This window comes from Microbacterium umsixpiens (assembly GCF_053543675.1).
In genome coordinates this window covers 2432-14011 of the sequence record NZ_JBLVOH010000169.1, presented here as the reverse complement: position 1 = coordinate 14011, position 11580 = coordinate 2432, and the positions used below count along the sequence as shown (strand labels likewise).

The 11580-nt window shown below is 69.1% G+C and carries 11 protein-coding genes; 8 read left to right on the top strand and 3 right to left on the bottom strand.

Going from position 1 to position 11580, the window contains the following annotated elements; genetic code table 11:
* The first annotated feature begins 30 nt into the window (after window positions 1–30).
* A complete protein-coding gene (locus tag ACNPM4_RS16455) occupies window positions 31–513 on the top strand; it encodes an Lrp/AsnC family transcriptional regulator (protein WP_029262641.1) in 483 nt (160 codons plus the stop codon).
* A gap of 4 nt (window positions 514–517) precedes the next feature.
* Here the strand turns inward: ACNPM4_RS16455 and ACNPM4_RS16450 are convergent, their stop codons facing one another.
* Window positions 518–2071 (bottom strand): dolichyl-phosphate-mannose--protein mannosyltransferase, encoded by a 1554-nt coding sequence (locus tag ACNPM4_RS16450; protein ID WP_448986394.1) that lies wholly within the window; start codon window positions 2069–2071, stop codon window positions 518–520.
* Between the two features lie 35 nt (window positions 2072–2106).
* Here ACNPM4_RS16450 and rsmI point away from each other — a divergent pair, with 35 nt between their 5' ends.
* The 7 genes from rsmI to ACNPM4_RS16415 all read left to right on the top strand — a co-directional run bounded on the left by rsmI (window position 2107) and on the right by ACNPM4_RS16415 (window position 10250).
* Window positions 2107–2934: a 16S rRNA (cytidine(1402)-2'-O)-methyltransferase gene (gene rsmI, locus ACNPM4_RS16445; protein ID WP_448986393.1), complete on the top strand. Its 828-nt coding sequence runs from the start codon at window positions 2107–2109 to the stop codon at window positions 2932–2934.
* On the top strand, window positions 2931–4037 hold the full coding sequence (locus ACNPM4_RS16440) for a LacI family DNA-binding transcriptional regulator (protein WP_448986392.1): 1107 nt from the start codon (window positions 2931–2933) through the stop codon (window positions 4035–4037). Before rsmI ends, ACNPM4_RS16440 begins: the two co-directional genes overlap by 4 nt.
* A gap of 118 nt (window positions 4038–4155) precedes the next feature.
* Window positions 4156–5835 (top strand): ABC transporter substrate-binding protein, encoded by a 1680-nt coding sequence (locus tag ACNPM4_RS16435; RefSeq protein ID WP_448986391.1) that lies wholly within the window; start codon window positions 4156–4158, stop codon window positions 5833–5835.
* Window positions 5832–6812: an ABC transporter permease gene (locus ACNPM4_RS16430; protein WP_029262636.1), complete on the top strand. Its 981-nt coding sequence runs from the start codon at window positions 5832–5834 to the stop codon at window positions 6810–6812. The genes ACNPM4_RS16435 and ACNPM4_RS16430 overlap by 4 nt, the downstream gene beginning before the upstream one ends.
* Complete coding sequence (locus tag ACNPM4_RS16425; RefSeq protein ID WP_448986390.1) at window positions 6809–7723, top strand: ABC transporter permease; 915 nt, start codon at window positions 6809–6811, stop codon at window positions 7721–7723. The genes ACNPM4_RS16430 and ACNPM4_RS16425 overlap by 4 nt, the downstream gene beginning before the upstream one ends.
* Complete coding sequence (locus ACNPM4_RS16420) at window positions 7720–9444, top strand: ABC transporter ATP-binding protein (protein ID WP_448986389.1); 1725 nt, start codon at window positions 7720–7722, stop codon at window positions 9442–9444. Before ACNPM4_RS16425 ends, ACNPM4_RS16420 begins: the two co-directional genes overlap by 4 nt.
* A complete protein-coding gene (locus ACNPM4_RS16415) occupies window positions 9441–10250 on the top strand; it encodes an ABC transporter ATP-binding protein (protein WP_448985880.1) in 810 nt (269 codons plus the stop codon). Before ACNPM4_RS16420 ends, ACNPM4_RS16415 begins: the two co-directional genes overlap by 4 nt.
* A 23-nt stretch (window positions 10251–10273) precedes the next feature.
* Here ACNPM4_RS16415 and ACNPM4_RS16410 read toward each other — a convergent pair whose 3' ends face one another.
* Together ACNPM4_RS16410 and ACNPM4_RS16405 are read right to left on the bottom strand one after the other, a co-directional pair.
* A complete protein-coding gene (locus ACNPM4_RS16410; protein ID WP_448985881.1) occupies window positions 10274–10885 on the bottom strand; it encodes a GNAT family N-acetyltransferase in 612 nt (203 codons plus the stop codon).
* Between the two features lie 57 nt (window positions 10886–10942).
* Window positions 10943–11580 (bottom strand): uracil-DNA glycosylase (locus tag ACNPM4_RS16405; RefSeq protein ID WP_448985882.1); only part of this gene is annotated, 638 nt, incomplete at its 5' end.

The window sequence follows — 11580 nt, the reverse complement described above, 5'->3', positions numbered from 1 at the left end:
GCGGGGGCCGGCGTGCCGCGGGAGTAGCCGATGCGCATCGATCGCCTCGACGCCCAGCTCATCCGGCTGCTCACCGAGTCCCCGCAGCTGCCGATCCTGGAAGTCGCGCGGCGGCTCGGGATCGCCCGCGGCACTGCGACGAGCCGTCTCGCGCGCCTGCACGAGGGCGGGGTGATCGAGGCGATCGTGCCGCGCGTGGACCCGGCCGGCTTCGGCTACGGCGTGGTCGCCTTCTGCCTGGTCGAGATCGATCAGAAGGTCGGTCATGACGAGGTGGCGACGGCCTTGGCGGACGCGGTGCCCGAGATCGTCGACATGCACACCGTCACGGGCGCCAGCGACATGCAGCTGCGGCTGGTCGCGCGGGATGCCACGCGGCTGCAGGAGGTGCTCGACCGGGTCGCGCTCGTGCCCGGCGTCGCCCGGACGGCGTCGTCAATCGCGATGCGCACCCACCTGTCGGGGCGCGTGCTCCCGCTGGTGGACCACGTCGCGACGGACGATCCCGCCTAGCGCCTCACACCCAGCCGGGCAGCCAGTTGTGCAGAAGCCAGAACTCGTACGGCACGCTCATCCCGGTCCACAGCGGCAGGAAGAACGCCGAGACGAGCACCACGAACGTCAGGAAGATGATCACCGTGCGCTCGCCGGACTGCCGCCGGTACAGCGGATCCTCCCGCTTTCCGGCGATGATCCGCAGCATCATCGCCAGGGCGAGCACGAGGAACGGCATCATCACGACCGTGTAGAACTGGAAGATCGTGCGCTCGGGGAACATCAGCCACGGCAGGTAGGTGACAGCGAGACCCACGAGCGGAACGGTCAGCTCCGGACCGACCGACTGCCGGGTGATCCAACTGCGCACCAGCCGGTAGATCAGGTAGACGGCCGCAGCGACCCCGCCGTACCAGATGAGCGGATTGGGGACGGCGGAGATCACGCCGATGCAGTGATCCGTGCCGCAACCCGAGGGGGAGGGGTCGACCCAGACCGCGGTCGGACGCAGCAGCAGGGGCCACTCCCACGCGGGGCTCGCATAGGGGTGCCCGCGGCTCAGGCCCACATGGAATCCGAGCATGGACTCGTGGTACTTCCACAGTGCGAGCAGGGGGTTGGTGTCGCTCTTGCGGTCATAGCCGCCGGCGGTCACGAGCCAGCCGGTCCAGCTGATGAGGTACACCGCGAGGGCGGGGAAGACGAGCAGTACGAATGAGACGGGCCCCTGGCGGAATGCGGCGGCGGTCGGCCACAGCACCACGCCGGCGCGGCGCCGGGCCAGCGCATCGGTGATCACGACGTACAGCCCGAAGCCGGCGAGGACGTAGAGTCCCGACCACTTCACGGCGCACGCCGCGCCCAGGGCGAGTCCCGCGGCGCCCAGCCACGGACGGCGCCACAGCACGGGCCCCCAGAACGGGTCCGGCGCGTCGAGGTCGCGTCTCTCGAGCACCGGGATCGTCCGCTGCCGGTCGATCAGCACGAACAGCACGCCCAGCAGGATGAAGAACGTCAGGATGCCGTCGAGCAGGGCGATCCGGCTCATCACGATGCTGAGCCCGTCGATCGCGAGCAGGGTTCCGGCCACGGTCGCGACGACCACCGAGCCGCTGAGGCGCCGGGCGATCAGGTACACCAGCAAGACCGATGCCGTGCCGAAGAGCGCGGTGGCCAGCCGCCAGCCGCCGCTGTTCTCCGGGCCGCCGATCGCCATGCCCAGCGCGATCAGCCACTTGCCCAGCGGCGGATGCACGATGAACGCGCCCTGGTCGGAGAGCGGAAGATCCTCGCCGGTCGGGAACGCCTGGTTCGCGCCGTCGCCCCAGGTGCCTTCGTAGCCCAGGGTCCACAGCGACCAGGCGTCCTTGACGTAGTAGGTCTCGTCGAAGGCCAGCTCGTGCGGATGGGCGACGCCGATCAGCCGGAGGACCGCGGCCAGCGCGGTGATGACCAGTGGGGCGAGCCATCGGATGGCGCGGCCCCAGTCGGGATCGAGGAGCACGCGGTCGCGAAGTCGCCCGTAGCGCGTCAGCCGTGCCTCGGGGGCAGGGAGCAGGGGCACGGGCGCGGTCACCGGTCCAGCCTAGACAACCCGCCTAAGCTGGGCGGGTGATCATCCTCGCCGCCACTCCGATCGGAAATCTCGGCGACGCGTCCCGCCGCCTGGTGGAGGTGCTGGAGAACGCCGAGGTCGTCGTCGCGGAGGACACCCGCACCACGGTGCGACTCCTGAAGGCGCTGCAGATCGACAACCGTCCGCGCCTGATCGCGCTGCACGACCACAACGAGAAGCAGAAGGCCGCAGAGCTCGCCGCCCTCGCGGCGGAGACCGACATCGTCGTGATGAGCGACGCCGGGATGCCGACCGTCAGCGATCCCGGCTACGGGCTGGTCGCCGAGGCCGTGGCCCAGGGTGTGACGGTGACCGCGATCCCCGGTCCGAGTGCGGTGCTGATGGCGCTCGCGATCTCGGGCCTCCCCACCGACCGCTTCACGTTCGAGGGATTCCTGCCGCGCAAGCCGGGGGAGCGCCGCTCGACCCTTCGCGCGCTCGCCGCGGAACCCCGCACCATGGTGTTCTTCGAGTCCCCGGCCCGCCTCGCGAGTGCGCTCGCCGACATGGGTGCGGCGTTCGGCGACGAGCGGCGGATCGCGGTGTGCCGCGAACTCACGAAGCTGTACGAGGAGGTGCGCCGCGGCACGGCATCCGAGCTGGTCGCCTGGGCGGAGAACGGCGTCAAAGGCGAGATCGTCGTCGTCGTCGAGGGGGCTTCCCGCCGCGACGCCTCCCCGGAGGACGCGCTCTCCCAGGTGCAGAAGCTCGTCGCCGACGGCATCCGCCTGAAGGATGCTGCGTCCGAGGTCGCCGCGCTCACCGGCCTCTCCTCCCGAGACCTCTACCAGGCCGCGCTGGCCGCCCGCTCCGGAGGGGCATGACCGTGAGCAAGGCGGCGACCGTGTACGACGTGGCCGATCGGGCCGGCGTGTCCATCGCCACCGTGTCGCGCGTGCTGCGCTCGCCGGATGCGGTGCGTCCGGTCACACGGGAGCGCGTGCTCGATGCCGTGTCCGCCCTGGGTTACGTGCCCAGCGGCAGTGCCCGGGGTCTCGCGGAGCGCCGCACCGGGGTGCTCGGGCTGTACTTCCCCGGGTTCGACGCCGCGGAAGACGCTCCGCCGCTGGACGTGCTCTCCGATGCCGATGCGCCGCCGTTCGCGATCGTCCGTGATGACGCGGATGCCGATGACGGACACACCTCGATGCTCTTCCTCGACGAGGTGCTGCGCGGCGCGGAGCTGGAGGCGTGGAAGCAGGGGTTCGTACTCATGGTCGGCGTCGGACGCGACGATCCCGACCGGTCGACGGTGCGCGACATGGCCGGCCGCGTCGACGGCCTCATGGTGCTCGCGAGCAGTGTGCCCGACGACGTGCTGGCGCGCCTCGCCCGGCGGATCCCGGTCGTGGTCCTCTCCGGGCCGCCGCGCGGTGATCACTACGACCACGTCACGGTGAGCAATGCCGAGGCGATGGCCGAGCTGACCCGGCATGTCCTGGCCCAGGTGGGGGACGGGCCGCTGGCCTTCCTCGCCGGCCCCGAGGACTCGCCGGACGGCCTGCAGCGGTGGGAGGGGTTCGCGGCGGCGGTGACGGCCGCGGGCCGATCCCTCGACGACGTGACCGTCCTCCGCGGCGACTTCACCCGCGGCTCGGGCCGTCGTGCCGCCGAGGAACTCGTCGCATCCGGCGCGCCGGCAGCGCTGATCTCCGCGAATGACCAGATGGCGCTCGGCGCGCTCGACATGTTCCGCGGCGCCGGCATCCGCGTGCCCGAGGACATCCTCGTGACCGGGTTCGACGGCATCGAGGCGGCCGCGCTGTCGCGCCCCCCGCTCACCACGATCCGCCAGCCCATGATCGACCTCGGGCGCGCAGCCGTCCAGGTGCTCGCACGGCGCCTGGAGAGCATGGATGCCGAGCCGGTGCTGGCTCGCCTGCCGCTGCAGATCCTCCTTCGCGAGAGCTCGCAGCGCCCTTCCTGACGCCCCGCGGCACGGCGCCACGCCGGTGTCAAGGGGTTGCTTTCGAAAAATGTATGCGCTTACAATCACTGAGGCGGCGCAGGCCGTCGGTCATGACAGAGACGACATGAGGTGGCAGATGTCCGGTGGCAGAACACCGAGAGCGCGGATGATGGGACGCTGGCGCAGAGCGGCGATCGTCGGCCTTGCAGCAGCCGCAGTCGCACTGAGCGGCTGCAGCATCCAGATCACATCCCAACCCGATCCGTCGATCGGCGACGACACGATGCTGATCAACGCCGACAAGGGCAACCCGTTCTTCACGAGGAACTTCAACCCGTATCTCACCAACACGCGCACGGCGTCGCGGTGGATCTACGAGCCGCTGATCCTGGTCAACCCGCTCGACGGCACGCAGAACCCCTGGCTCGCGACCGAGTGGTCCCAGCCCGACGCCCGCACCATCGTCATGACGATCCGCGACGACGTCGAGTGGAGCGACGGCGAAGACCTGACCCCGGACGATGTGGCCTTCACGTTCCAGCTGCTCAAGGACAACCCCGCGCTCGACATCAAGGGCGCCTGGCAGCATCTGGAGAGCGTCGAGACCGAGGGCGACGACGTGATCATGCACCTCCAGACCGAGGATGCTCCGTCGCTGCCGATCCTCGGCCAGACCATGATCGTGCCGGAGCACCTCTGGGCCGACGTGAAGGACCCCGCCACGTACCGCAACGAGACACCGGTCGGGACCGGGCCGTTCGTGCTCGGCAACTACAACGACCAGCAGTACTCGATGGACCGCAACCCCGACTACTGGCAGGCCGACAAGATCGAGATCGAGCACATCATCCTGCCCTCGACCAACTCGCAGCTCGACACCGTGAGCCGCGGGTACGACTGGGCGTATTCGTTCATCTCCGATGTGGAGGGCACCTGGGGTGCGGCTAGTCCGGACAACAAGTGGTGGTTCCCGCCGGGCGGCGTGATCGCCCTGATGCCGAACCTCGAGGTCGCCCCCTTCGACGACGTGAACGTCCGCCGAGGCATCGCGCTCTCCCTCGATCGCGAGGAGATCGCCGAGACCGCTTCCGAGGGGTACATGGAGCCCGCCGGCCAGACCGGACTGATCCTCCCGAACCAGGAGGAGTATCTCGACCCGAGCATCCCCGACGAGGGCATGATCACGCAGGACACGGACGCTGCGCTCGAAGCCTTCGAGAAGGCGGGCTACACCCTCGACGGCGACCGGCTCGTGGACGCCGACGGTGAGCAGCTCGAGTTCGCGCTCACCACGGCCAACGGCTTCACGGACTGGACGAGGGCCGCGCAGACCGTGCGCAGCCAGCTCGCCGAGGTCGGTGTGAAGGTCACGCTCAAGCTCCCGCAGCCCGCGGGCTACCAGAGCGCGATCAGCAACGGCGACTTCGAGATGGCGATCGGCGGCATGGGCAACGGCGACGTCTACCAGGCCTTCAACAACCTGCTCTCCAGCGAGTTCTACGTGCCGTCCGGCGAGACGACGGCCAACAACTTCGAGCGCTACCGCTCGGACGAGGCCGATGCGCTGCTGGCCGAGTACCGCGAGACCGTCGACACCGATCGCCAGGCCGAGATCGTGAAGGAGCTGCAGGGCATCGTCTACGACGAGATGCCCGTGATCGGCCTCTACTACGGCGGCATCTGGGGTCTGTTCAACGACGCCAAGTTCACCGGCTGGCCGAGTGAGGAAGACCCGTACATGATCCCGCAGAACTACGACTCCGCGCCGCTGGGCATCTTCACGCGGCTCGAGCGAGTCAAGGAGGACGACAAGTGAAGTACGTGCTCCAGAAGTTCGGCCTGTTCGTGCTCACCCTGTGGGCTGCGGTCACCCTGAACTTCTTCCTCCCGCGCATGATGCCGGGCTCCCCGGCGGATGCCGCCATCGCCAAGCTGTCCCAGAACGGGCCGGTGTCCGACGCCACACGCGCCGCCATCGAAGCCCAGCTGGGTGTGCCGACCGGGTCGCTGTGGGACCAGTACATCGCCTACCTCGGCCAGGTCGTGCGGCTCGACTTCGGCGTCTCGTACACGTTCTATCCCCAGTCGGTGGCGAGCATGGTGTCGACGGCATTGCCGTACACGATCGCTCTCGTCGGCATCGTCACGATCCTCGCGTTCGTGATCGGAACCCTCATCGGCGTCGCGGCCGCCTGGCGTCGAGGCACCTGGCTCGACACGCTGCCGACGCTGACGGGCTCCTTCCTCAGCACGTTCCCGTACTTCTGGACCGCGCTGCTGCTGCTGTTCTTCTTCGGCTACGTGCTGCACTGGTTCCCGACCACGGGCGCCTACTCCGCGACGACGACACCCGGGTTCACCTGGGAGTTCCTCGGCGACCTGTTGAGCCACGCGTTCCTGCCGGCCCTGACGATCCTGCTCACCTCACTCGGCGGCTGGATCATCGGGATGCGCAACGCCATGATCAACACGCTCGGTGAGGACTACATCACCTTCGGCGAGGCGAACGGGCTGCACGGCCGCACGATCGCCCTCCGCTACGCCGCGCGCAACGCGATCCTGCCGAACCTCACCGGCTTCGGGCTCACGCTCGGCGGTGTCGTGGGCGGATCGATCCTCGTCGAGCAGGTGTTCGGCTATCCCGGCATCGGGTACCTGCTCTTCAACGCCGTGATCGGGCAGGACTACCCGCTCATGCAGGCGCTCTTCCTGATGATCACCGTGAGCGTGCTCATCGCCAACTTCCTCGTGGACATCCTCTACGGGGTTCTCGACCCGAGGACACGCCGATGACTTCCACCATGAACGTCAAGATCCCCGCCGAGCGCATCGCCGCGCCCAGCCCGTGGCGCGCCTTCGGGCGCATGGTCGCCACCCTCTGGAGCAACGGCAAAGCCCGACTCGGCCTCTGCATCCTCGCCTTCTTCGTGCTGGTCGCGGTGTTCGCCCCGGTCCTCGCCCCCTACGGGCCGAAGGAGAACGGGTTCGACCGCAACGCCGATGCGTCCTGGGCGCACTGGCTCGGCACGACTGCCGCGGGGGAGGACGTGCTCAGCCAGCTCATCTACGGCGCGCAGATCAGCCTGCTGGTCGGCTTCGCCGCCGGCATCCTCTCGACGATCGTCGCTGTGCTCATCGGCCTCAGCTGGGGGTACATGCGCGGGTTCCTGGGCGAGGTGGTCGGCTTCATCGTCAACCTCTTCCTGGTGATCCCCGGGCTCCCGCTCATGATCGTGATCGCCGCGTATCTGCAGAACGGCGGGATCCTGATGATCATCGCCGTGATCGTGGTGACCGGCTGGGCGTGGGGCGCGCGCGTGCTCCGCAGCCAGACGCAGTCGCTGCGCGGCAACGACTTCGTCACCTCGGCGCAGTTCTCGGGCGACAGCAGGACGCGCATCGTGTTCCGCGAGATCCTGCCGAACATGACGTCGATCATCGCCGGCACGCTCTTCGGGGCGGCGACGGCCGCGATCCTCGCCGAGGCGGGACTGGAGTTCCTCGGCCTCGGCGACTCCAGCATCGTCAGCTGGGGCACCATGCTCTACTGGGCGCAGAACTCCAACTCCCTGCTCACCGGACAGTGGCTGCTGCTGTTCGCCCCCGGTCTGTGCATCGCACTGCTGGCGCTGAGCCTGACACTGATCAACTTCGGCGTGGACGGCATCTCCAATCCGCGCCTGCGAGAGGGGAAGGGCCGATGACCGCCATGAACACGAATGATGTGCTGCTGGAGGTCGACTCCTTGTCCGTCGAATACGCCTCACCCGGGGCGACGCCGGTCGCCGCCGTCCACGACGTCTCGTTCTCGCTGCGTCGCGGCGAGTTCGTCGGACTCGTCGGCGAGTCGGGGTCGGGCAAGTCGACCCTTGGCTTCGCGCTGACGCGGTTGCAGAAGCCGCCGGCGCGCATCAGCGGCGGCCGCATCCTCTTCGGCGGGCGCGACATCCGCGAGCTGGATGCCGAAGAGCTGCGTCGTCAGCGCCAGGGCGGGTTCGCGATGGTGCTGCAGTCGGGCATGAACGCACTGAACCCGGTGCGCACCGTGGGCAACCACTTCCGTGACATCTTCGCCGCCCACGGCCACGTGCCCAAGGGCGACCGGGAGGCCCGGGCCCGCGAGCTCATCGGCAAGGTCGGCCTCGACGCCTCGGTGCTCGCCCGCTACCCCGGGGAGCTCTCCGGCGGTATGCGCCAGCGTGCCTCGATCGCGCTCGCGCTGTCGCTGGAGCCGCAGCTCATGGTCTTCGACGAACCGACCACCGCACTCGACGTGCTCGTGCAGCACGCCGTCATGGACACGATCAAGGAACTGCAGCGGGCCGAGCAGTTCACGGCCATCCTCATCAGCCACGATCTCGGCATCGTGCTCGAGGCCACCGACCGGGTGATGGTGATGCACGAGGGGCGCATCGTCGAAGACGCGCCGAGCATCGACATCCTGCAGCGTCCGAAGGACGAGTACACGCGGATGCTGCTCAGCCACTACGCCGACCCCCGCGCGAAGACCCTGTCGATCCCCGGCTTCGTCGACCTCGGGACGCGGCGCGCCGAAGGCCGTTCGCGCACCGACGTCACCGAGACGCTGCCGACCGTGTCGTCGCGGGATGCGCGTCGCGCCGATGCGGCGATCGTGGTCGACGGGGTGTCCAAGCACTATCCGGCCCCGCGCCGTGGACAGGACGCGGTGACGGCCGTCGACGATGTGTCGTTCCGGCTGGAACCCGGGGAGGCGCTCGCGCTCGTCGGGGCCTCGGGGTCGGGCAAGTCGACCATCGCGAAGATGCTCACCGGCGTCGAGAAGCCGACCTCCGGCACCGTCCGCTTCGGCGATGTCGACGTGGCGACCCTCAAGCGCCGCGGTCTGCGTGACTTGCGCAAGGACGTGCAGATGGTGTTCCAGGATCCGTACGCGGCACTCAACCCGCTGCACACGGTCGAGTACGCGCTGACGCGCCCGGTCATGAACTACACGAAGTTGCGCGGGCAGGAAGCCAGGGCGCGGGTGCTCGAGCTGCTCGAGACCGTCGGCCTCACGCCCGTCGAGCAGTTCGCGGCGAAACTGCCGCATCAGCTCTCGGGCGGGCAGCGGCAGCGCGTCGCGATCGCCATGGCACTCGCCTGCCGTCCGCGGCTGCTCATCGCCGACGAGCCGACCACGGCACTCGACGTCACGATCCAGGCCGAGATCCTCTCCCTGCTGCTCGCGCTCGTCGCCGACGAGGGGATGTCGCTCGTGTTCATCACGCACGACCTCGCCGTGCTCGCGCAGGTCGCGTCCGAGGGCGTGGTGCTCGAGCATGGACGCGTCGTCGAAGCGGCCCCCGTCTCGACGCTGCTGTCGACTCCTGCCTCACCGGTCACCCAGGGCCTGCTGCGCGATGCCACGGCGACTCTCTGGCGGCCGAACGGCGGTGCCGCATGAGTCTGATCGAAGCACGGGGACTCCGCCGCGACTTCGTCGTCCCGAAGCGAACCGCATTCGAGCGCACGCGCACGCAGACGGCGCTGGCGGCGACCGACCTCGATGTCGTCGAGGGTTCATCCGTGGGGATCATCGGCGAGTCGGGGTCGGGAAAGTCCACGCTGGTCCGACTGATCCTCGGTCTCGACCGCCCCACGTCCGGGACCGTGTCGATCGACGGACGCCCCGTCGACGCCACGGCATCCGCGAAGTCCCTGCACTGGCTGCGGCGGGAGACCGGACTCGTCTTCCAGGATCCGTATGCCTCGCTCGACCCGCGCATGACCGCCGGTCAGATCGTGCGAGAGCCGCTGTGGGCGCTCGGCATCGAGGGAGACCACCGCGCGCGCGTACGCGAGGTACTTGCCCAGGTCGGCCTCGAGCCCGAGATGGGCGACCGTTATCCACACGAGTTCTCGGGCGGCCAGCGCCAGCGGATCGCGCTCGCCCGGGCGATCGTGCACCGCCCCCGCATCCTCGTCGGCGACGAGCCGCTCTCCGCCCTCGACGTGACGGTGCGCGCGCAGATCCTCGAGCTGCTGATCGAGCTCCGCCGCACGACCGATCTCACCCTGCTGCTGGTGTCGCACGACATCGGCGTGGTCCAGAACCTGTGCGACGCGGTCGTCGTGATGAAGGACGGCCACATCGTCGAGCGGGGTTCGACTCAGGATGTGCTGCTGCACCCCACGGAGGACTACACGAAGACGCTGCTCGCGGCGATCCCGGTGATCCCGGGCGCTCCCCCTCGCCCCTCCAGCGACTGAGCTGCCGCGGATTCTTCGGGTCGTCAGCGCGAACCGAAGAGCCTTCGCCGGCGTCCGGTGGGCTTGAGCACACGCCGCATGTACACCGTGCCGAGGTCGCGGCCGAACTTGTAGCCGACCCGCCCCATGCGACCGGCTTCGACGAACCCCAGCTTCTCGTGCAGCCGGATCGACGCCTCCGCGCCGCTGTCGCTGATCACCGCGACCATCTCGCGCAGACCGATCTGCTCGCAGGCATCGATGAGCGCCTGCAGCAGGGCCGCGCCGAGTCCCTTCCCGCCCGCGCCCGGACCGAGGTAGATCGAGTCCTCGACCGTGTACTTGTAGGCGTTCTTCCCCGCCCAGGGCTGCGCGAGCGCGTATCCCATGACCACGCCGGCCGGCGAGACCGCCACGAGGAACGGCAGCTCCAGGCGAGTGAGCAGCGCGTACTTGTCACGCCAGTACGGGATGCTGCTGCGCCGCTCGTCGAGCGTCACAGCCGAGTTGCTCACGAAATGGTTGTAGATCTCGCGGACGTGAGGCAAGTCCGCCGGACGCGCTGCACGGATCGTGTACGAGAAGACCTCGGGGGCGATCTCGGGGCGGAGGTGGCGCGGGAGGACGCGGCGACGGTCCCCCGGTTCGAACTGCATGCGCTCAGCTTAGAGACGGAGTGGCTTCGCCCTCCACTCTCCAGTCGATCGCAGCGCCTAGATCAGGCGCTCGGCCTCCGCAGGCTCGCCACCCACCCGCCAGTCGATCGCGTCGGCGCCCTGCTCGGCGAGGAGGTCGTTCACGCGGGAGAACGGGCGGGAGCCGAAGAAGCCGCGGCTGGCGGACAGCGGAGACGGATGCGCAGAGGCGATGATCGGCGTCGAACCCAGCATCGGCTGCAGGTTCGCGGCGTCCTTGCCCCACAGCACGGCGACGAGCGGCTGATCGCGGGCGACGAGCGTCCGGATCGCGAGCTCGGTGACCTTCTCCCACCCCCAGCCGCGGTGGGAAGCGGCGGCACCGGGCCGCACGGTGAGCACGCGGTTGAGCAGGAGCACGCCCTGATCGCTCCACGCAGTGAGATCGCCGTGGGGCGCCGGCGGGATGCCGAGATCGCTCTCCCGCTCCTTGTAGATGTTGGAGAGGCTGCGCGGTAGCGGGCGCACAGCACGATCGACCGCGAAAGACAGACCGATCGGGTGGCCGGGCGTCGGATACGGGTCCTGTCCGGTGATCAGCACCCGCACGTCGGCCAGCGGTCGCTGGAAGGCCCGGAGCACGTTCTCACCGGACGGCAGGTACCCGTGCCCCGCCTCCTGCTCGGCGCGGAGTCGCTCGCCGAGCTCGGTGATCG